General features: G+C 37.3%; 19 protein-coding genes. 6 read left to right on the top strand and 13 right to left on the bottom strand.

What is annotated here, in order from left to right:
* Positions 1-49: 49 nt before the first annotated feature.
* On the bottom strand, positions 50-3,196 hold the full coding sequence (locus JEM45_RS01040) for a DNA polymerase III subunit alpha (RefSeq protein WP_198687559.1): 3,147 nt from the start codon (positions 3,194-3,196) through the stop codon (positions 50-52).
* 11 nt (positions 3,197-3,207) lie between these two features.
* Positions 3,208-4,167: a DHH family phosphoesterase gene (locus tag JEM45_RS01035; RefSeq protein ID WP_198687558.1), complete on the bottom strand. Its 960-nt coding sequence runs from the start codon at positions 4,165-4,167 to the stop codon at positions 3,208-3,210.
* Positions 4,168-4,243: 76 nt separating this feature from the next.
* Between JEM45_RS01035 and JEM45_RS01030 the strand changes: the two genes are divergently transcribed.
* A complete protein-coding gene (locus JEM45_RS01030) occupies positions 4,244-4,615 on the top strand; it encodes a YtpI family protein (protein ID WP_026866853.1) in 372 nt (123 codons plus the stop codon).
* Positions 4,616-4,648: 33 nt separating this feature from the next.
* Here JEM45_RS01030 and JEM45_RS01025 read toward each other — a convergent pair whose 3' ends face one another.
* A complete protein-coding gene (locus JEM45_RS01025; RefSeq protein ID WP_026866852.1) occupies positions 4,649-5,911 on the bottom strand; it encodes a DRTGG domain-containing protein in 1,263 nt (420 codons plus the stop codon).
* A gap of 108 nt (positions 5,912-6,019) precedes the next feature.
* Positions 6,020-6,706 carry a metal-dependent hydrolase gene (locus tag JEM45_RS01020; protein WP_026866851.1) on the bottom strand — a complete coding sequence of 229 codons (687 nt, stop codon included), beginning with the start codon at positions 6,704-6,706 and terminating at the stop codon, positions 6,020-6,022.
* Positions 6,707-6,791: 85 nt separating this feature from the next.
* On the opposite strand from JEM45_RS01020, the gene JEM45_RS01015 reads away from it, so the two are divergent.
* Complete coding sequence (locus JEM45_RS01015; protein ID WP_026866850.1) at positions 6,792-7,367, top strand: hypothetical protein; 576 nt, start codon at positions 6,792-6,794, stop codon at positions 7,365-7,367.
* A 481-nt stretch (positions 7,368-7,848) separates the two neighbouring features.
* On the opposite strand, the gene ald is transcribed toward JEM45_RS01015, so the two are convergent.
* A complete protein-coding gene (gene ald / locus JEM45_RS01010; protein WP_235678880.1) occupies positions 7,849-8,964 on the bottom strand; it encodes an alanine dehydrogenase in 1,116 nt (371 codons plus the stop codon).
* Positions 8,965-9,107: 143 nt separating this feature from the next.
* On the opposite strand from ald, the gene JEM45_RS01005 reads away from it, so the two are divergent.
* On the top strand, positions 9,108-9,605 hold the full coding sequence (locus JEM45_RS01005; RefSeq protein ID WP_166626782.1) for a universal stress protein: 498 nt from the start codon (positions 9,108-9,110) through the stop codon (positions 9,603-9,605).
* A gap of 109 nt (positions 9,606-9,714) precedes the next feature.
* On the top strand, positions 9,715-10,770 hold the full coding sequence (locus tag JEM45_RS01000) for an LLM class flavin-dependent oxidoreductase (RefSeq protein WP_198687557.1): 1,056 nt from the start codon (positions 9,715-9,717) through the stop codon (positions 10,768-10,770).
* 124 nt (positions 10,771-10,894) lie between these two features.
* Here the strand turns inward: JEM45_RS01000 and tnpA are convergent, their stop codons facing one another.
* The 5 genes from tnpA to sppA form a co-directional block, all read right to left on the bottom strand.
* Positions 10,895-11,350: an IS200/IS605 family transposase gene (tnpA, locus tag JEM45_RS00995; RefSeq protein WP_198687556.1), complete on the bottom strand. Its 456-nt coding sequence runs from the start codon at positions 11,348-11,350 to the stop codon at positions 10,895-10,897.
* A gap of 197 nt (positions 11,351-11,547) precedes the next feature.
* On the bottom strand, positions 11,548-12,735 hold the full coding sequence (locus JEM45_RS00990) for an acetate kinase (RefSeq protein WP_198687555.1): 1,188 nt from the start codon (positions 12,733-12,735) through the stop codon (positions 11,548-11,550).
* Between the two features lie 9 nt (positions 12,736-12,744).
* Positions 12,745-13,641 carry a class I SAM-dependent methyltransferase gene (locus tag JEM45_RS00985; RefSeq protein WP_166626785.1) on the bottom strand — a complete coding sequence of 299 codons (897 nt, stop codon included), beginning with the start codon at positions 13,639-13,641 and terminating at the stop codon, positions 12,745-12,747.
* Between the two features lie 100 nt (positions 13,642-13,741).
* Positions 13,742-14,323: an RDD family protein gene (locus JEM45_RS00980; protein WP_051220507.1), complete on the bottom strand. Its 582-nt coding sequence runs from the start codon at positions 14,321-14,323 to the stop codon at positions 13,742-13,744.
* An 11-nt stretch (positions 14,324-14,334) separates the two neighbouring features.
* Complete coding sequence (sppA, locus tag JEM45_RS00975; RefSeq protein WP_198687554.1) at positions 14,335-15,333, bottom strand: signal peptide peptidase SppA; 999 nt, start codon at positions 15,331-15,333, stop codon at positions 14,335-14,337.
* A gap of 194 nt (positions 15,334-15,527) precedes the next feature.
* Here sppA and JEM45_RS00970 point away from each other — a divergent pair, with 194 nt between their 5' ends.
* On the top strand, positions 15,528-16,325 hold the full coding sequence (locus tag JEM45_RS00970) for an NAD kinase (protein WP_026866842.1): 798 nt from the start codon (positions 15,528-15,530) through the stop codon (positions 16,323-16,325).
* Positions 16,326-16,378: 53 nt separating this feature from the next.
* On the opposite strand, the gene thiI is transcribed toward JEM45_RS00970, so the two are convergent.
* The 3 genes from thiI to JEM45_RS00955 are packed head-to-tail and all read right to left on the bottom strand — an operon-like array spanning position 16,379 to position 20,454.
* Positions 16,379-17,581 (bottom strand): tRNA uracil 4-sulfurtransferase ThiI, encoded by a 1,203-nt coding sequence (gene thiI / locus JEM45_RS00965; RefSeq protein WP_026866841.1) that lies wholly within the window; start codon positions 17,579-17,581, stop codon positions 16,379-16,381.
* Complete coding sequence (locus JEM45_RS00960) at positions 17,578-18,705, bottom strand: cysteine desulfurase family protein (RefSeq protein WP_026866840.1); 1,128 nt, start codon at positions 18,703-18,705, stop codon at positions 17,578-17,580. The genes thiI and JEM45_RS00960 overlap by 4 nt, the downstream gene beginning before the upstream one ends.
* A 57-nt stretch (positions 18,706-18,762) precedes the next feature.
* A complete protein-coding gene (locus JEM45_RS00955) occupies positions 18,763-20,454 on the bottom strand; it encodes a septation ring formation regulator EzrA (protein WP_198687553.1) in 1,692 nt (563 codons plus the stop codon).
* 113 nt (positions 20,455-20,567) lie between these two features.
* Between JEM45_RS00955 and JEM45_RS00950 the strand changes: the two genes are divergently transcribed.
* The gene (locus JEM45_RS00950; RefSeq protein WP_026866838.1) at positions 20,568-21,038 is read left to right on the top strand and encodes a GAF domain-containing protein; all 471 of its coding nucleotides are present in this window, start codon (positions 20,568-20,570) and stop codon (positions 21,036-21,038) included.
* The last annotated feature ends 188 nt before the right edge of the window (positions 21,039-21,226 follow it).

Raw genomic sequence — 21,226 nt, 5'->3', positions numbered from 1 at the left:
TGGTCATACCACGGTATATTATCACTAACCTACCCGTTTTACAATATATTTATACGATTAATCTGAAATTTTCATAATCAATTGTATCAATTAATCCGCTGATATTTATTGCCTCTATATAACCAATCGTTGAATGACGTTCAAAGTCTAGAACCGGTATCCCCTCAGCTGAAAGAAATGGTTCAATATCACTTTTTTGTAGATTTCTAATATAAATTTTCTTGGTCCGTTTAATGTAAGCGTCCTTATATGTTTCAGGTGTGTACAAGCGATCGATGACGAGTTGATCCCTACCGTTACGCTCACCCATGGTTGCCACTGCGACCACAATGGGTTCATTCAGTAAAGGATGATATTTAAAATATTCCTTAGCAAATATAACACCATCTATTGATGTATACCCATCTGATAGTGTTAAGAAGGCCATGTTCTGACCACTTTTCTTAATCTTGATGGTTTTAACTTCTTCGATAAACAAAAGATAACTCGCGTGTTTTTTATGCTGTTGAATAAATGAGAAAGGGATATATTCTAAAGCTTGATGCTTCAGTAAGACTGGATGATCGGAAATATAAAAACCGAGTGTCTCCTTCTCACCTTGAATTATTTCACCTTGAGACATCTCATCTGTATAATGGAAATCTTTTTTAATACTAAACCCAAGAGAACTTAAAAATGATTCATGATGATATTCGTCACCTGCATTATTGAGTACATTCGGTATGGTTTGTAACATAGTTTTTCTATTCTCTTTAAATGAATCGAGTGCACCTGAAACAATTAAGTTTCTCAATATTTTTTCATTGAATTTGAAATTTACACGGCTAACAAGATCAAATATATCTGTAAAATTACCGTTTTGACGTTCTTTTTGTATGGCATCATAGAGTAGTTTTGAAATTCCACTAATCATTGAAAATCCGAGAAGGATACCATCGCTCTCGATATTTTGCCATTTGGAACGATTGATGTCAGGTGGAAGAATATTAATTTTCATCATCTTGATTTCACTTAAAACTTGCTTAATTTTATCTTCATTAGAGCGGTGATGCGTCAATATTACGGAGTAGAAAATCGATGGATAATGTAATTTAATGTAAGCCATTATATAAGCCACTTTACTATAGGCAACCGCGTGACTTTTTACAAAACCGTAATTTGCGAATTCCATAATCAATTCAAATATCTGCTCTGCCAACGCTTGACTGTATCCTTGATCTAAGGCGCCATTTATAAAGTGTTCACGCTCTTCAGCTAAGATATTTTTGTCCTTTTTACTCATGGCACGTCTTAATATATCTGCTTGTCCATAGCTAAAGCCTGCAATCTTTCCAGCAATTTGCATAATCTGTTCCTGATAGACGATGATACCAAATGTTTCTTTTAATATTTCCTTTAAGTCTTCGTGTGGGTATGCGATTGTTTTCGGATTTTCTTTACGATATATAAAATTGTCTATTTCTTTCATTGGACCCGGTCTATAGAGGGCAAGTACTGCGGCTAAATCACTAAGACTCTCTGGTTTAAATTTTTCAATCACACGTCTTATTCCAGTTGACTCTAACTGGAATATGCCTAAGGTCATGCCAAGGGATAACATCTTGTAAACACGCGCATCTTCTTTGATGTCATCTAGAGAAAAGTTTTTATCGTGACGGTGAACGCCCTGTATCATATATCGGATAAGCGATAAGTTTTTAAGGCCAAGTAAGTCAATTTTTAAGAGCCCAGCAGACTCAACATCTTTCATTGGCCACTGGGTCATTACATGCTGGTCAACAAAAATAATTGGCACAGAGTCGGTCAATTTCTTACTGCTTAACACCATCCCAGCAGCGTGTGTGGAGGTGTGTCTTGGCAGCCCTTCAATTTTTAAGGCGACTTCTTTTAAAACTTTATATTTACTGTCATTCTCTTCTAGTTGTTTAAAACGGTCTGTATCGAAAGCTTGATTTAAAGTTGCATTTAAATCCGAAGGAATTAAATTGGACATTAATTTTAATTCATCTTCAGTAAAACCGAGCACTCTACCAACATCACGGGCTGCCATTTTTGCACTCAGTGTCCCGTAGGTTACGATATTACCGACTTGCATCTGGCCGTATTTCTCAATCAGATAAGTGACAACTTCATCTCGTCTTGAATCTTCAAAGTCGATATCTATATCTGGCATGTTGACACGTTCTGGATTTAAAAACCGTTCAAACAAGAGCTGATGCTCAATCGGATCAACTTCAGTAATATTTAGGGTAAATGAAACGAGACTGGCAGATGAAGATCCACGACCTGGCCCAACGTAGATGCCTTGCTTCTTAGCGAAAGCCACCAAATCTTGTACGATTAAAAAGTAGTCTTCAAAGCCCATAGAGACAATGACATCATACTCATATTTCAAACGCTCTTTGTATACAGGCCCTCTCCTATCTAGTCCGAGCGCTTTAAAACGTTCCATCAACACGCGCCACAAGTAGTCTTTAGATGGTTCATCATAAGGATTGTCAAAGGCAGGTAAGGTATGTTCAACCTGAGGAAGTGGTACTTGACACTTATTGAATATTTCTTCGTTATTCTTTAAAAAAGAGGCTGCACGGTCATCTAGCATTGAAGATATTTGAATACAGTCATTTCCACTCAAAGAATGTATGGAGTCCGCGCTAATTTTTTCATTATCACGAATCGCATTTAATACCTTTAACGCCCCACGTTCATCACGATTTACGTAATGACTCGCCTGAATATAAACTTTCTTATATTGTCCTTCAACTTGGTAGGAAAGATACTGATCTTCCTCACTCGTTTCAAGTTTTGTTAAAAGCCCAACACTAGACTGTGTCTTACCAATCACAATACAGTTCCTTATATTATTAATAAGGTAAGCGAGTGGCGTCCGTTCGATATCTTTATATGACAACATCGCACTTAAACGGACGAGTTCTAAATACCCTTCCTCATTTTTAGCTAATAAAACTAAGGGAATACCATTTAAGCCATCCTCTGCTAGGATTTCTATTCCTGGCACAACATGGATATTCTCCTCTTGACCCGTTTTCATAAACTGGTAGACTGCATGCATTCGGTTGAAGTCCGTCACTGCGACTGCAGTTTGGCCATCGTTTTTAAGCGTTTCTAACAAACGATTTAGCGTTATATTTGAATTTAAAAAGTCAAATGCACTATGAACGTTCAAATTAAGCATACAGACACACCCTATACTAGTTTTTCTTCTATTCGTTCAATCAACGCCTCGAGCTCATTTTTGTCACTTACTCTAATCCCACTGGCAAGTGGATGACCACCACCGCCAAATTCCCCGGCAATGTCATTAATTACGATCTCTTTAGAGCGTAATCGTATTCTAATCTGGTCTTTATCTTCTAAGGCTAGGAACCATACTTTCACTTCGTCTATATCTCTAAATATGTTGACGTCTAACCCTGCTTCTGACATAGAGAGATCGAATTCTTTTATAACTTCTTCAGGGACATAAGTATAAGCAATACCTGAGTCTAAGAAGACAGCTTGACTTATCAACCAACCCTTATACATAAAGGCTTTCTTTGTGGACTGATGCATCTGATTATTTAACTTAGCTGCATCAAATTCAAAGTCGATTAATCTCGAAGCAACTTGTAATGTTAAAGGACTTGTATTGTTGTATAAAAAGCGACCTGTATCTCCGACAATACCCATATACAGACAAGCTGCTACTTCATTATCTATAGGATGAGTATCCCATAAATCCATCAACAAATAGAGCAGTTCACTTGCAGAAGAAACAGCTGTCTCAACGATCGACAAATCTCCAAATGGATCAACATCAGGATGATGGTCAATTTTTACTAACTTATTACCTGCTTCTATTGTGCCATCTAAACGGTCGAGATTTGCTGTATCCACTGCGATAATAAGTGGTGAGTTCAGGGGTTTTTCTTCGTCCATTTCTCCTAAAAAATCCAGAGAAGGTTCTAAGCCACCAAGTGCAATGATGTCCTTATCTTTATATTTATTTCTTAAGTAGTTACGTAAACCAAGTTGTGCACCGTAGGCATCCGGATCTGGCTTTTGATGTCTTAAAATCACAATTTGGTCATGTTGTTCAATTAGTGTTAAAACGTCCTTTGCTTTACTATTTAACTCACTTAAATTCTGCGTCAATTCTTTTAACAATAGTAAAACTCCTCATTAATAATTTACTTACATTCATCAATCAATTATACTACATAAGAGATTGGAGTTGTATCGGATGGAATTCTTATATTCTTTTGTTGTTTCATTTTTAGTTACAGCAATTGTTGTTACATTTATTCTCTTCGTCGTCTTTAAAGTTCGTAAAATACGAACGATAAGAGACGTTCGAGGTGCTTACTATAATAGCATCTCTCGGATATGGCTCGCTTTATTCATGATTGTCTTCGGATTAAATACCATCGTCCAATTCCACACCTTTGTTGCATATTTAATCGGTGGATTGTTCATTATTTTTGGTGGCTTCCAGCTTAATTATTTCAATAAAGCACGCAAGTATTTTAAAGGTAACTTACCGATAGAAGAAAAAGCATGGCAAGAATTTGAAGCGATGAAAAAGAATCAGGCCAAAAAGAAAAAGCGTAGCTAATACATAAGGCTTCCGGTTTGTCCGGAAGCCTTTTTATTTTTCATTGAAATGTTGGATAAGGAAAGTTGCTTTTGAATAAGCTTCACCTTGAATATTCAAGACAATCTCAAGACGTATAAATTGCTCACCCTTGTCTATGATTTGTCCGAGTAACTCAATTTCTTGATAGAGTTGGACCACTTTAAAGTTCATTATATTATAAGTATCGATGTGATAACTGTGTATATTGTTTTCTTGTAACACGACGAGTATCAATCGTTCTGCTAGACGCATAAAGTTCGCCTGTGAAAGTGATCCATATTCATCTGTCATAAATGGCATGACCCGAATCTTAATCTTATGGCTATCGATTTGAATTTCACGGTCGATAAGCTGGTCAGTCGACATGCCAGATTTTAAATTTCTAGATGAGATATTTTTAAATACTTCTCTGCGGTGAACAATCCCTCTATAATCACCTGACTCTACAACGGGTATTGTATTTAATTGATGCCAGGACATAATTTGTCTGAGTGATAAGACCGTTGTATCTTCTTCAGCACTATAATCCGGTAGTAAATAAGAAGTGTAATTTTGAGCAGTCATTTCTGGTAAATCCTTTGCTCGGATTGCACCGACAAATCGATTGCCATCAAGTAATATCATATTCTTATCTTCAGGGTGAATTTCAGTACCAAGGTCTTTGATATCTACGGTATACTGAGGTTGTTTTACCATCAATCGCCCGGCTGTAACAATATTTTGTGATAATGATAAACTATACACTTCACGATGAATAATTGATGCACATGTAAAAGTGTCGTGTGTGGTCGATATCACGGGTAATTGTTTTTCTTCAGCAAGTTCTAATATTTCCTTCCCTGTGCCAAAGCCACCAGTAATAAGTAAACCCACTCCGTTTTCTAAAGCACTTCTCTGAGATTTTTCACGGTTCCCGACAATTAATAAACCGTTGGGTTCTAAATATTTTACAATGTCCTCAGTCTGCATGGCACCGATTAAAATTCTTGATATTTCTTTATCGAGATAGTTATCCCCGCTTAAAACGGTCCCTTGGATGACACGGTTCACTTCTCTAAACATAATCTTACCGTGATTCTTTAGCTCTCTTTGGACAATTCTAAAAGTCCCGACGCGCTCAACGGTCTTCACTAGTCCGTCCTCTTCAGCTTGCTTGATTGCACGGTAACTTGTGCCTAAGGAGACACCCATGTAGGCAGATATCTGTCTGACTGATAGACTGCTACCTTCCCTTAGACCTCTGATATACTTTAAAATTTCATCGTGTTTAGACATAAGTTCACCTTTTCCATTAATTCAGCTTAAATTTATCATAGCATGTAAATAGAAAGTCCGAAAACAAAAAACCGAAAGCTTGAGCTTCCGGTTAAAATAAATTATGGTTTATGAGTATTGAACTGCTTCACCTGGTTTTAGGATTTGACAGTTTGTGTTGACCTTATCTTTAAATACTTCAGGGTCCGCCTTAATTGGTGGGAAAGTATCATAATGCGTCGGTACAACAATAGTGGGTTTAATGAAGTTGTTAATTGCATAAACCGCATCATCAATACCCATAGTAAAATGGCCACCGATTGGAATGAAGCACACATCAATTGGCCCATTCAATTTAGAAATCAATTCCATGTCACCAAAGATACCTGTGTCCCCAGTCACGTATACTGTTTTTCCATTAATCTTCAGAATGAGTCCCATGGATTCGCCAGTATAATTGATGACACCGTCGTCATCTGTAAAACTTGATGTGTGGAAGGCATGAACAAATTTAATCGAACCAAATTCAAACTCACCTTCACCACCAACGTTCATACCGATAGCGTTTAGGCCCTGTCCTTCAAGGTAGTCAGCGAGCTCTACAGGTGCGATGATAGTAGAGTCATTATTTTTTGCAATTTCAATCGTATCACCCACATGGTCATTATGACCGTGTGTTAAAATAATATAATCTGCTTTGACATCTTCAACCCTTAAATCAGTTAATTCATTACCATTTATAAATGGATCAATAATTACATTTGAATCGTTATTAGAAAATGATAGTACTGCATGTCCATGAAATTTTACAGTCATTATTTTCACTCCTATAGAAAATGTTTAATAATTATCCATTCCCTAAAAAATTAAGTTCTAATCATAAATGTAAAGGAGAATTATGTTGAAACAAATTACACTTAGCCATAACCTTTCACTAGCTTACGACCATGTTTTATTTAGTCAGTCAGATTTTAATGCACCCAACAGTGTTTTAATCTCTATGCAAAAAGCATTAACACCACAAGCTGAAATCTACATGTCTATAAACAACAATTACGAGACAGATGCTTTTATGTTAGAAAATACATTGATTGAAACAATCAGAGCAAATGAGGTCGATGGCTTTATTGTCGATCAGATCTTTACCCGTGATTATCACGATGTGAACGAAGCTTTGTTAAGTACCCTATCAAATGAAATTCGTAACTGTCACTTTATTATTGGACCCGCATTTACAAAGGTCCCTTACTTTTTACATAGCCGCTTAGCCGAGGTCTTTATCGACAACGATGTTTCCGGCATTATATATGATTTAAGAGAAATAGATTTGAGTGATTTTAAAGCCTTACAGCCTCTAGCTAAGCTGAAGATGCACGTAAAAAAACGAATTTCAATTATTCCTTTAATTAAAGCCGAACAACTAGAAGCTTTAAAGAAAAGTATTCCCTTTGATGTCTGTGTGATTGATGAGATGTAAGTAATAAGTGATGTTGGGGCTTTGTTAAGGGGACTTTTCATTTTGCGTCAGCTTCGTTTTTAGTTCGAAGCGGCGCCCGCGCAATTCGTCAGCTTCGTTTTGATTTCGAAGCAGAGCCCTCGCAATTCATCAGCTTCGTTTTGAATTCGAAGCGGTGCAATCACAATTCATCAGCTTCGTTTTTAGTTCGAAGCGGAGCAATCACAATTCATCAGCTTCGTTTTTAATTCGAAGCGGCGCTCTCGCAATTCATCAGCTTCGTTTTGAATTCGAAGCGGCGCCCGCACAATTCATCAGCTTCGTTTTTAGTTCGAAGCGGCGGCCTCGCAATTCGTCAGCTTCGTTTTCAGTTCGAAGCGGTGCAATCACTTACTCAACCATCCACCCACCAAGCCCACTCAAAACCCACCACCATTCACTCGATAAACTCAAAAAAGCGGTGGACTCCCATCGACTCCACCGCTTTCTTAATTTATAGCAATTATCCTAGTAACTCTAAGATATCTTTATATTCTTTACCTTGTGCTTCAGCAACTGCTTTATAGGTAATGTGACCTTGGAAAGTATTGAAACCTCCAGCGATAACCGGGTTTTTAGCTACAGCTTCTTTGTAACCGTTGTTCGCAATTAAAAGTCCATACTGTAAAGTCGCATTAGTTAAAGCATTCGTTGAAGTTCTTGGCACCGCACCTGGCATGTTTGCCACGGCATAGTGTATTACATTATGTTTTACGTATGTTGGATCATCGTGTGTTGTAATACGATCTGTAGTTTCGAAAATACCACCTTGGTCAATTGCAATATCAACAATGACTGATCCTGGTGACATATTTTTAATCATTTCTTCAGTAACAAGTTTTGGTGCTTTGGCACCTGGAATAAGTACTGCCCCAATGACTAAATCACTTTTTTCTACTGCTTGTTTGATATTTAATGGTGTAGACATCAATGTCTGTACGTTTGAACCAAATAAATCGTCGAGTTCACGTAAGCGTTTCGGATTTAAATCAAGCACTGTCACATCAGCGCCTAAACCAATCGCCATTTTTGCAGCGTTTGTACCCGCTGCTCCCCCACCAACGATTGTAACTCTCGCTTTTTCTACACCAGGTACACCACTTAAGAGAATACCTTTTCCACCATTGATTGCTCTTAATTGCTCTGCACCAATTTGTGTTGCCATACGACCTGCAACTTCACTCATCGGCGCGAGTAATGGCAATGAACCATCTGGCAATTGAATCGTTTCATAAGCAATCGCCGTTACTTTCTTATCGACTAATACTTGTGTTAACGCTTCTTCAGGCGCTAAGTGTAAGTATGTGAAAAGGATAGACTCTTCTTTGATTCTATCAAATTCTTCTGCTAATGGTTCTTTTACCTTGACCACCATATCGACATCCCAAGCCTCTTCAGGTGTATCAACGATTTCAGCACCCATTTCTACATATGCTGAATCGTGGAAGAATGAACCTTCTCCCGCATTTGTTTCAACGCGAACAGTGTGTCCAGCCTGTACAAAAGCGTAAACGCCACCGGGTGTTAGTCCCACCCTATTCTCGTTGTTTTTTACTTCCTTCGGTAATCCAATAATCATTACAATTTCCCCCTTTTTCTTAAGCAAATTTATTGTATCATATAAGTTAATATTTGCACCCAAAATAATCTTTAAAAAATAAAGTTTTGGTACCGCATACATGTGGTATAGATTAATAAGAATAGGAAATGGAGTTGGTAACTATGTTACAGTACAAAAACATCTTAGTTGCAGTGGACGGTTCACACGAAGCAGAATGGGCATTCCAAAAAGCGGTCGAAGCTGCTAAACGTAACAACGCAAAGCTTTCTATTATTAATGTTATTGATACACGATCTTTCGCATCTGTCGAAGCATACGATCGCTCGATTTCAACTCGTGCACAAGAGTTTGCGCAAAAGTTACTCGACGGTTATGAAAAAGTTGCTTTAGAAGGTGGCGTTGAATCTGTAGATAAAATCATCGACTATGGTTCACCAAAATCTGTTATCCCTAAAAAAGCAGTTGAAAAAATCGGCGCAGATTTAATTGCCTGTGGTTCTACAGGTCTAAACGCTGTTGAACGTTTCATAATCGGTTCAGTTTCTGAGGCCATTGTACGTAATGCCAAATGTGACGTATTAGTCGTTCGTACAGAAACACTTCCTTCAGACTTTGAACCAAAAGTAGCTACAGAAGAGTTTATAGAACAACACCGCTAATCAAATTATTTGAAGCAATGCACTCAGTTCTGAGTTGCATTGCTTTTTTATTTATAGTATATCGAGTAAAATTAATTCAAATTCAAAATAATATTTTCAGGAGGTTCTTATGGAACTTGGAATCAACACATTTGGTGATGCAGGCTTAGATCCTGTCACTGGGAAAACAACAACTCATCCAGAAAGATTACAACAATTAGTAGAAGAAATTGCGACAGCAGACAGAGTTGGTTTAGATATCTTTTCTATTGGTGAACACCACAGAAATGACTATGCAGTCAGCTCTCCTGACGTTGTATTAGCAGCTGGAGCAGCGATGAGTAAAAACATCCGTCTATCTAGTGGTGTCACTGTCTTATCTTCGGATGATCCAGTACGCGTCTACGAGCGCTTTGCTACTCTAGACGGCATCTCTAATGGTCGTGCAGAAATAATGGCAGGACGCGGCTCATTTATAGAATCATTCCCTTTATTTGGTTACGATTTAAATGATTATAATACCCTTTTCGATGAAAAGCTCGACCTACTTTTACAACTGCAAAAAGGCGGTAAGATAAATTGGGAAGGTACACATCGTCCACCTTTAAAGGATGCTGAAATATTCCCTAAAACTGTACAAGATGAAATTCCGATATGGATTGCTAGTGGTGGTACACCGCAATCTGCCCAGCGTGCGGCCGTACTTGGTTTGCCACTTGTCTTAGCCATTATTGGTGGTAGTCCTTATCAATTTAAAAGAACAGCCGATTTTTATCGCCAAGTGGGTAAAGATGCTGGCCATGATGAAAGTAAATTAAAGGTTGCAACAAACTCACATGGCTTTATTTGGGACTCTGATGGTGAAGCAAGAGACCTTTTCTTCCCTGCAATATCTGGGTCAATGACTAAGCTTGGTCGTGAACGTGGATGGGGAACATATACAAGAGAGGCTTTCGATGCGATGGCTGATCCAAGCGGTGCGCTATATGTTGGTAGTCCAGAAACTGTCGCGCGCAAGATTGTCGATTTATATGAACACATGGGAGTTGAACGCTTTACATTACAAACTCCAGTCGGTGTCATGTCACATGACAAAGTCCTAAAAACTATCGAACTCTTTGGTGAAAAAGTCGCACCTCTTGTACATGAACGTGTAGAGAAGATCAAAGCCGAACGCCAGAAATAGTAAGTATCCACCCGTATAACGGGTAGCTTTTTTTCAGCCCTATAAGGGCTCATTCCGCACATACTCCCTAAAGGGAGCTCTCAAAAGACTGCCAACCGCTATTCACTTTACCTTTTATTTGGTTTTACTTTTTGAATGGATCCACGTATTCTCGTTTTGAAATTGAATCGAGCACCCTGTCATCTGCTTCCTGCTCTCTGATATACTTTTCAATCGTTTTTTGGTTCAGTCCGACGGTGCTCACATAGTATCCCTTCGCCCAAAACGTTCTGTTTCCATATTTGTACTTCAAATTCGCATGTTGTTCATGGATAAGTACGGCACTTTTCCCTTTCAAATATCCCATAAATCCAGAAACACTCAGTTTCGGCGGAATTCTCACAAGCATGTGTATATGATCAGGCATCGCATGTGCTTCGATAATTTCTACATCTTTCATATCACATAATCGTCTAAGTATTTTCCCTATGTCTTTTCGAAGTTGTCCACACACAACTTTTCTCCTATACTTAGGAGTAAATATTATATGATACTTACAATTCCATCTTGTATGTGATAAACTTTGGTCGTCTTTAGACATTCAATATGCCCCTTTCTTTTCTAAATAGCGGTTGGTAGCCATTATTTAGTATACAGAAAGGGGCATATTATCGCTAAAGCTACTTCATCCACACGCATAGCGTGTGGTTTATTTGTTTCGCACGTCTACGTGCTCAACCGACTGAAGTCACTAATTATAAAAATACACTCATCTAACTATTTAGATGAGTGTATTTTTTACTTAAGTCTCATGACTTCTCTTGCAATCATGACTTCTTCTGCCGTTGGAATAACAAGGACTTTTACAGGTGAATAGGAGTGACTGATTGTCGCTTCGACACCTCTTGTTTCGTCATTGGTTTTTTTGTCTAGGTAAACCCCCATAAACTCAAGGCTATCTAAGACCTTTTCTCTTATTAAACTCGAGTTTTCACCGACACCTGCAGTAAAGATAATGGCATCTACCCCACCCATACGTGCAGCGTATGATCCCATATATTTGTGGATACTCGAACTAAATACTTCTAAGGCAAGTTCCGCTCTATCATTACCTTTTTTAGCTTCTTCGGTTATATCTCTTAAGTCACTTGAGAAACCACTGACACCAAGTAGACCGGATTCTCTATTTAGAACATTCAATACTTCTACTGCGCTCTTATCAGTTTTTTCCATAATATAAGGAATTAAAGAGGGATCAATGTTACCTGAGCGTGTACCCATAGTCACACCGGCAAGTGGTGTGAAACCCATTGACGTATCGATGGATTTACCTGCCTTAACCGCAGCAATACTCGCACCATTCCCCAAGTGACAACTAATTAACCTTAATTCTTCTAGAGGACGTTTTAAAATTTCTCCTGCTCTTTCTGTCACGTACTGATGGCTCGTGCCGTGGAAGCCAAACTTTCTAATTCGATAGTCCTTATAGTACTTATAAGGCAAACTATATAAATATGAACTCTCAGGCATAGATTGATGAAAGGATGTATCGAATACAGCGATATGTGGCACATCCGGTAGAAGTTCCCTCATCGCCCTAATCCCCATTAAGTTCGCGGGATTATGGAGAGGTGCAAACTCTGACAATTCTTCAATATCTCTAACTACACTATCGTCAATCATAGTTGCCTCTGAGAACTTTTCACCGCCGTGTACCACACGATGACCAGTACCTTCTAGTTCGTCGATTGATGAGATAATATTTTTAGAAACTAAAATATCTAACATGATATTAACCGTTTCAGTATGGTTTTTAAAGTTTTGTTCAAATACTTCACGTCCACCTTTATAAGACAGCGTAAAAACACCATGATCTAATCCGATTCGTTCGACAAGTCCTCTGGCAATTTCTTGTTCCTCAGACATTTCAAACAGTTCAAATTTAAAAGAAGAACTGCCGGCATTGATTGCAATAATTTTAGTCATAAGCTTCAACTACTTTCTGCTGTATTGTTCATGCCATTCATTTAACTGTCTAACAAACTCCTGCATCTTACTCGCATCTTTAAAGTCAGGCACATCTCCAATTAAAACTTCATTATTTACAAGTGGTGAGAATCCTTTTTTAAGTACGATTAGTGACTTACGTTGCTTCTCTGTCTTAAATATAGTTGACGGTAAGTTTAAGAACATGAGTAAGGTCGCATCTTCTGAAATATATTGCTTAATCGTTTCATTGTTTTCTTCTAGTATATTCGAAGGGACAACAAAAATTCCAATATCATCTGTTTCAATAAGATTCATACCTGCTTCTAACATTAAAAGATGTGCGTAACTTTGACCTGCATCAAAAGCAGTTTTATATTTTTCTGCTGGTAGTGGATAATAACCGACTGGTAAATCCCCTACCGCAATATTACTCATCGGAATGCGACTCGGCTCAATCACATTTTGTGGATGAATGTACATCGGTGTTTCTAAAAACTCACATAGATTTGCATTAATTTCTGCTAAGGCAGGATCAACTTCAATCCCTGATAAGTTTAAATCAGTTACCATTTCCTTAATCGTCATTGCAAGATGGCCTGTACCACTGCCGATATCGACTAAATTTTTCTTATTATCATCTGTGAACAAGTCTACAATATGAGCAACTAAGTACCCAATCGCATCAGGTGTTAATTGGTGGTTACTCTGTACTGGCTCTTCTTTTACTTGGTAAAGATATGCAAACTGGAAGGCTTTTCTTTTATCCGAAAAAGTGCCCTTACTTTCAACTTGCAATAAGGCCTCTGCTAGCGCTTCTAATCTAGGACTTTCTTTTTCTTTTACGATTTCTTCTACTCTATTGATTAAATTCTCATACATTTCTTCCATTGCTGTTTTAGCCATTTTAAATCCCTCTTTACACAAAATATGGACTATCCATAAACCGGATAGTCCTAGTGTCTTGATTATATTACATGACTGACTTCGCATCAATCAGTTCACTTTAAAAGTTTCGTTCAACTGTGTGATCAATCGATGAAGTTTCACTTAAATTCGATTTAGTATCTGCTGACATTTCGTCTTTAATTCGACGTGAATATTTACTGTACTTATCATTCACAACGTAAGTGTCAGCTATAAAGTCGTGTAAACCAATCTTTGCATTGGTAAAAAAGACTGCAAGATATGGCAAGTATAATAAGAAGTTTGAAATAATTCGTCCCACTGTTTCTCTGTAAAACGTTTGTGCGAATGTTAACTTTTCACCTGTAGAAGAATTGACGCTTATACCTAGAATCATCTTACCAACTGTTTGTTTAAAGAAAAATGTCATCAATGTGAAATAGATAAAATATAACAACGTTGTACCTATGTTCTCTAAGGATAATGCTTCTATACCAAAGAAAACATTTCTTAAATCAAATATTGATAGAAGCGGTACAATGGTTAACTGAGCGACTCCCCAAAGTACAACAATATCAATGATGTATGATATGAATCTCGGGAAGAAACCTGCATGAGTCATGTTATTTAACGCTGTAATGTAATTTGTATCATCATGTTCGATACTTACTTGTTCAGTCATACGTTTCCCTCCTATTCATATAAGTACATCGGTTGAACACCTTGTCGGTTGTCGATTAGTTCTTGAACCATTCTAACCTCGCCACCACCGAACAAGTCACTTATGGCACTCTTAATCTGTACACCAAATGGGAATGAAGAATTGTAACCTCCATCAAACTCAACCACTTGTGGATTCCCACCGAGCTCTTCTTTTAAGGCAGCTAGTGCATCATCGAAGTGACCATTTTGGTCAACAAGTCCATTTTCAATTGCTTCCTCACCAAGGTAAATACGGCCATCAGCGATTGCACGTACTTCCTCTTCAGTCATACCTCTACCTTCAGCTACGACGTCAACGAAGTCTTGGAACATTGTATCTACAATACTTTGAATATATTCTTGTTCTTCTTCGGTCGCTTCTCTAGACGGTGACATCATATCTTTCATTTCTCCACTCTTATAAGTGTCAAATGAAATCCCGTGTTCTTCAGCTAACTGACCGTAGTTGATGCTCTGCATGATTACACCAATTGAACCAGTAATCGTTTGATCTGTTGCAAAGATCTGATCTGCTGGTGCAGAAACATAATAGCCACCAGAAGCGGCCATGTTACCCATCGAACTGTATATTGTTTTACCGCTTTCTTTAACTGCCATTAAGTACTTATGTATTTCAGCACTTTCATAGACACCACCACCAGGTGAGTTTACATTAAGAAGTACCCCGCTATATGTGTCATCTTCAGCAATATCTTTCAACGCCTGAATCGTCAACTCATGGTTATAACCTTCCGATCCAAACATGCCAACAGTTGCTCCAGTATCCTGAATGGTTCCTTCAAAGTTCAATACAGCGATTTTATTTCCTGCATCCCCTTCTTCAAGAATAGAAGATTTGCTTGCTTCAGTTGATGCAAGGTCATTAAACATATCTTCCCAATCACTTGCCCATAAAGAAGACATAAAGGACACACCAAGTCCTAAAATGACAATTGCAATTGCTGAAACCAATGCAATAATTCTTTTCATGAAAACACCCTTTCTATATTTAAGTCAAAGATATCATAACATTACCCCTAATAGCGTCACAATGAAACCTAATATCTTTTAAGGTACATTTAAGGTTATGAAGTTTATAGATTGATGACTAATAGAACTTTTAATTTTTCTATGGTAGTCTAGATTTAATAATAATCAGACAAAGAGTGAAATGGAGTAATCCTATGACAAAAAAAAGCATCTATTTATTTGAACCGACCTATAAAAATTCAAAGAAGATACTAACTGACTTACAACAACTATTTGAAGATATTGGTTATAAGATTGCCGATTCATCTGACACTGCTGACATTATTGCATCAATTGGTGCAGACGGTGCTTTTTTACAAGCAATTCGTAAGAGCGATTTTAGAGATGATTGCTTATATATCGGCATTGGAGTCGAAGACCGAAACCATATGTACGTCGATTTTAACTACCACAACTTAGCTGAAATACGTGAAGTCTTTGAGACAATGAATTTTGAAACACGTCAATACCCTATTATTGAAGTGAAGGTTAATGACAATCAGCCGAACTATTGTTTAAATGAGTTTACTATTCGATCAAACCTAGTAAGAACCATCATGATGGATATTTATATTGATGACTTCTTGTTTGAACATTTCAACGGGGATGGCCTAGTTATCTCCACACCTACAGGATCGACAGGCTACAACAAATCCCTTGGCGGTGCAGTTATTGATCCACTAGTTAAAGCGATGCAGGTGACTGAACTTGGTAGTGTGAACAACAATAACCACAGAACACTCGGAACGAGCTTCCTTTTATCGAAAAAACGACCAATTACTTTGGTCATAGACAATTCAATCGAGTATTATCCAATAATGAGTATGGATAATGAAGCACTGTCAGTACAAAACACTGAAAAAATTAGTGTAAAATTGAGTGACCACTCTATCAACACAATTAAACTTACGAACAATACATTTTGGCACAAAACTCAGAGAAACTTTTTATAGAATTAAGAAAACCAGGTCAATTTGACCTGGTTTTCTTATTATCATCTTACCTCTTACAGTAAATCACTAAAGTCGTCTTCAGCTTCTACTTTGTGGTTCGGTGTATAGATTTTAATATTTTCTATAGCTTTTTCGATCATTGAATCAAAATCGACCCCACTCTCAAATTTCTTAACTGATTCGAGATTCGGTTTCGTTTTTGGTGCATTCGGCTTAAAGATTGTACAGCAATCTTCAAATGGTAGAATGGATGTTTCATATGTCCCCATTTTTCTCGCCATCTTCACGATGTCATTTTTCTCTAAAGTGAGTAAGGGTCTTAAGACTGGCATACTTGTCACTTCATTTATAGCATACATACTTGTTAAGGTCTGTGATGCAACTTGACCTAAGTTTTCTCCGTTAACAATCGCTTCTCCCCCAATATTTTTAGCTAGTTGTTCTGCGATTCTCAGCATGATACGTCGAGTAGATGTCATGGATAGGTTATCCGGGACCTTATCGTATATTGTTGTTTGAAGTTCCGTGAATGGTACGATATGCAACTTTATATCAAAACCTGTACGGTCACTCATAATGTCCACAAGTTTTTTCACCTTATCTGTCGCCTGAGGACTCGTGTACGGTGGCGAGTGGAAATGAATGGCTTCTATTTCTACACCACGCTTCATAACATCAATACCTGCAACGGGTGAATCAATTCCACCTGAGAGCATGAGTAAAGCTTTACCTCCTGTACCAAGTGGTAAACCACCGAGACCTTTGATAGACTCATAATACATATAAATCGCATCTTGTCTGACTTCTACCATGATCTTATAATCAGGATTCTTCACATCAACAGTCATATGCTCTGTATTCGACATGACATGACCGCCGAGTAATTGTTGTACACCAAAAGTATCGAGATGATAATTTTTGTCCGCACGTTTGACTTCGATTTTAAAAGTCTCACCCGCTTTAATATTCTCAGCAAATTTCATGACTGTTTCTTTCATCGCTTCATCTGATTTTTCAATCTTAACTACAGGTGACGTGCTAAGAATTCCACTGATATTCATTAGCTTATCAATGACTTGATGTGGGTCTTCATCGTTAATTTCAATATAAGCACGGTCTCTATTTGCCTTTACGTCAACATCAAAACCTTTTAAGGCTTTTCTCATTCTATCTCTTAGTGCATAGACAAACATCATTCTATTTTTTGTCTTAAGGGTTAACTCACCATAGCGAATTAATATATGATCAAATTTCATTTTAGTACATCTCCTAATTCTTCATAGACTGATTTTAACGCTGTAACCAATGCGTCTACATCGTCTTGTGTCGTATAGTGTCCCATGGAGATTCTTATACTTCCTTCTATGACGTCATCTGGATTCTTTAAAGCAAGTAAAGTTTCATTTAACTCAGCTAATCTTGAGGCGCATGCGCTTGTTGTTGAGACTAATATGCCCCTTTTAGACAAGGCATTAACGACTACTTCTCCTTTAGCACCGACAAAGGACATATTCACGATATATGGTGCATCTTTCGGTTGGACTTTTATAGATTTTAAATCTTTTACGGCATCTCTAATCTGGCCATTAAAATCATTGAGTCGTATATTAACACTTCTTGCTTCTTCGAGCGTTAAACGTAGCGCTTTAGTCATTGCGGTAATACCTGGTAAATTCACAGTACCGCTTCTCACATTATACTCATGTCCCCCACCGTAAAATACCGGATGAAGATTACTCAAGGTCTTAACAAAAAGTCCACCCGCACCTTTTACACCATTGAACTTATGAGCAGAGATACTAATTGTATCAACGCCCTTATAATCAATATCTGTCTTACCAATTCCTTGGGTCGCATCGACATGAAAATGTGCTTTTGGATAATCTTCTAATATTTTAACCATTTGTTCAATCGGCTGAACACTACCAATGATATTGTTTAGAGACATCGTTGTTACGAAAATGACGTCGGAATCTAACTTTTCTTTAAAGTCTTCTAAATCTATCTTACCAACAGATGTCGTCTTTATATATTTTACGATAAAGCCTTCATCTTTCATCTCAGCCAAAACGTTAACAATACTTGGGTGTTCTAATTCACTCGTTAAAATCGTTTTACCAAATTGCTTTTTGTGTCTCAAGGTACTAAGTATAGCAATATTATTCGATTCAGTTGCCGAACTTGTAAATACTAAATCATAGTCTGGTAAATACATTAAATCAAGTATTTGCTTACGTGCGGCTTCTAACAATTTAGCTGCATTTTTACCTGCCTGATGAATACTTGCTGTATTATAGAAATATTTTTCACTCGTCGTGTTAAATGTTTCTAATGCTTCTTTGAATGGTTTTGTTGTTGCTGCATTGTCAAAATATATCATGTGTCACCTCTCACATTAAAATGACTTAGGATAATGACATATCCTAAGTCATGATGTTTACTTATCAAATTGTTTTTCAATTTTAGCGGCGCTACCAGGCTCTTTACTTTCAATTGCATCTTTTGCAACATCAAAAGCACGTTTGTAACGATTTTCTTTAAATAATCTTTCCGCTTCATCAAGTTGTTGGCTTAAGGCCTGATCTTGGCTACGGAATCTATTTCCGTATTGTACCATTAATTCTGTCAGTTGAGAATCCCTCATAACCGCACTCGCCTCAACTTCAAACTTGTTTGTCATCTTCACTGTGTCATTGACTTTCTCTTTGACGTACTCGACGTTTAAAGGTCGACGTTCGAACACTTTTTCAATGTCATTAATGTTCATTTCAATTTCATGCTTCATAACAACAAATTGTTCAGGTAAATTGACTAAGTTTGAAGACATCAAATCACGATACACTTTTTCTTTACGATCATTCACATACTGAAGATTTTCTTCTGCTTCTGCTTCGTCTTCACGTAAGTTAACTAAGTGTTCTTGAATGGCGTTTTGCTCTTCAAAAATCGTGTGTGCATTATTTTTAAGGTAGTCAATATTTTCAATAACAGCACTGTAACGTGTCGTATTCTTTTCAGTTTCGCTAATCATCTCACTGAAGATACCTGTAAGATTTTCAATTTCATTTTCATAATTATAGACTTTTTGAACATCCGACTCATCAATATGATACTGTTCTTTAATATACTCAATTTCAGTTCGTAGCGTATAGTTTAAGGACTTAGATTTAAGCAGTTCATCTTTGATGACATCTTGCTCTTGATCAAACTTGTTTTTTGCAGTTACTTCATGCTCAACAAGTGCATACATATCGTCTAATTCATCATGAATTCCTTCAAGTATCGTATCTGCTTCTTCAAGTTCAAGCTTAGCAACGAGTGGTTCTACCCGATTTAAGTTACTCTTCATTGTAGACAGACGATTTTCAACTTTGATATGGTCTAGGTCATAACCTTGGCCTCTTAAATCGCGACAACCATATCTAAGTTCTTGGAACTGTTGTGGCAGTTCCTTTTTAACTTCCTTAATTAACAGTGGAATCTCATCCATGTTTTCTTTTAAGTTCGAGAGTTCTGTATGGGTGTTAAAGATAAACTCATTCGCACGAATATAGTTCCCATCATTGACCATTTTTTCGTACTTAGCTGTCTCATTCTCATAAGATTTAATCACTTCTTCAAGTGGTTGTTTGGCTTCACCAAACTTGTGCCCATTGGCAAGCACATCACGTTTTGCTTCACGATATAGACGTTCACTATCGATGTACTGTTCTTTACCCTTATCTACAGACTCCATGAAACTTGCGATATCACTAGTCAGTTCATCATACTTGGCCTGAATCAGCTCAATATCTTCTCCGGCTGCTTCATTATTCTCAGTACTCTTATTAAACTTAAACTTCTCTATGTTTAACTTAGACTGCTCTAAAGACTCGCTTGCATGTGTACTGTGAGTATTAACAGTCTCATTCCACTCATTCTGCCAGCCATCATATAATTCCTTGGCTTCCCCGTGCAGATTGTAGCTTTTTAATTTGTCTATATCCAATTTAAATGGAAGATTTTTTGTTTCCTCTAATTTGCTGTACTGCTCATTTACCATCTGTGTTTTAACAGACCTCAGATATAAAAGCACAGCTGCCGTAACGATTACTAATATAATAATCGCAATTAATATATACACCCACATACACTTTACCTCCTATACATAAACTTAATTATAGCCCAAATCATTGCGTTCTAAAACAGATAAATGTATAATTCTTTAAAATCACATTATATAAATACAGTGCGGAGGTTGTCATGTTTACTGAAGTTGAAATAAAAGACTATGAGACACTTAACAAAATGCTAGAAGGTTTAGTTTCAGATGAAACAGATCGTATTGCTAACTTATCAAATGCTTCAGCACTACTTAACACATTCCTAAAAGATATCAACTGGGTTGGTTTCTATTTATATGAAGAAAAATCTAATGAATTAATCTTAGGACCGTTCCAAGGCTTACCAGCATGTGTACGTATAGAAAATGGAAAAGGTGTATGCGGTACTGCTTTTAGAGGAAATGATATTTTCATCGTCGATGATGTCAGTGAATTCCCTGGTCATATTGCATGTGATGCTAACAGTAAATCTGAAATTGTTGTTCCAATGTATAAAGACGGTGTCGGTATTGGTGTCTTAGACATAGACGCACCAATCTTAGAACGCTTTACAGAAGAAGATCGACTCGGCTTAAAAGCTTTTGTAGATACGCTGATTAAATATATTTAATATTGACTTTATACCTTAAGTCATGTATTATTATTTATTGTGTAAATGAACAGATAAGTAGCGGATGATCACTATTAGATAGTATGCATTCCCCCGCGTCAGGTATGTGCTGTGTAACCAATGCTATGAGGCGAAGGCACTTTAGAATGTATACCCTATTAGGAGATTATTCCCTTATGATGTTTTTT

Source organism: Jeotgalicoccus sp. ATCC 8456 (assembly GCF_016313225.1).
Lineage (GTDB): Bacteria > Bacillota > Bacilli > Staphylococcales > Salinicoccaceae > Jeotgalicoccus > Jeotgalicoccus marinus.
The sequence above is the reverse complement of the archived record's forward strand: the minus strand, read 5'-3'. Positions and strand labels throughout refer to the sequence as shown.

What these genes read in the sequence shown, in the direction of transcription:
- JEM45_RS00980 (WP_051220507.1), bottom strand. Translation starts at nt 14,323, where the DNA reads ATGACTGAACAAGTAAGTATCGAACATGATGATACAAATTACATTACA.
- JEM45_RS01040 (WP_198687559.1), bottom strand. Translation starts at nt 3,196, where the DNA reads ATGCTTAATTTGAACGTTCATAGTGCATTTGACTTTTTAAATTCAAAT.
- JEM45_RS00955 (WP_198687553.1), bottom strand. Translation starts at nt 20,454, where the DNA reads ATGTGGGTGTATATATTAATTGCGATTATTATATTAGTAATCGTTACG.
- JEM45_RS00970 (WP_026866842.1), top strand. Translation starts at nt 15,528, where the DNA reads ATGACAAAAAAAAGCATCTATTTATTTGAACCGACCTATAAAAATTCA.
- JEM45_RS01005 (WP_166626782.1), top strand. Translation starts at nt 9,108, where the DNA reads ATGTTACAGTACAAAAACATCTTAGTTGCAGTGGACGGTTCACACGAA.
- JEM45_RS00985 (WP_166626785.1), bottom strand. Translation starts at nt 13,641, where the DNA reads ATGGCTAAAACAGCAATGGAAGAAATGTATGAGAATTTAATCAATAGA.
- JEM45_RS01000 (WP_198687557.1), top strand. Translation starts at nt 9,715, where the DNA reads ATGGAACTTGGAATCAACACATTTGGTGATGCAGGCTTAGATCCTGTC.
- JEM45_RS00990 (WP_198687555.1), bottom strand. Translation starts at nt 12,735, where the DNA reads ATGACTAAAATTATTGCAATCAATGCCGGCAGTTCTTCTTTTAAATTT.
- tnpA (WP_198687556.1), bottom strand. Translation starts at nt 11,350, where the DNA reads ATGTCTAAAGACGACCAAAGTTTATCACATACAAGATGGAATTGTAAG.
- ald (WP_235678880.1), bottom strand. Translation starts at nt 8,964, where the DNA reads ATGATTATTGGATTACCGAAGGAAGTAAAAAACAACGAGAATAGGGTG.
- JEM45_RS01020 (WP_026866851.1), bottom strand. Translation starts at nt 6,706, where the DNA reads ATGACTGTAAAATTTCATGGACATGCAGTACTATCATTTTCTAATAAC.
- JEM45_RS00960 (WP_026866840.1), bottom strand. Translation starts at nt 18,705, where the DNA reads ATGATATATTTTGACAATGCAGCAACAACAAAACCATTCAAAGAAGCA.
- sppA (WP_198687554.1), bottom strand. Translation starts at nt 15,333, where the DNA reads ATGAAAAGAATTATTGCATTGGTTTCAGCAATTGCAATTGTCATTTTA.
- JEM45_RS01030 (WP_026866853.1), top strand. Translation starts at nt 4,244, where the DNA reads ATGGAATTCTTATATTCTTTTGTTGTTTCATTTTTAGTTACAGCAATT.
- JEM45_RS00950 (WP_026866838.1), top strand. Translation starts at nt 20,568, where the DNA reads ATGTTTACTGAAGTTGAAATAAAAGACTATGAGACACTTAACAAAATG.
- JEM45_RS01025 (WP_026866852.1), bottom strand. Translation starts at nt 5,911, where the DNA reads ATGTCTAAACACGATGAAATTTTAAAGTATATCAGAGGTCTAAGGGAA.
- thiI (WP_026866841.1), bottom strand. Translation starts at nt 17,581, where the DNA reads ATGAAATTTGATCATATATTAATTCGCTATGGTGAGTTAACCCTTAAG.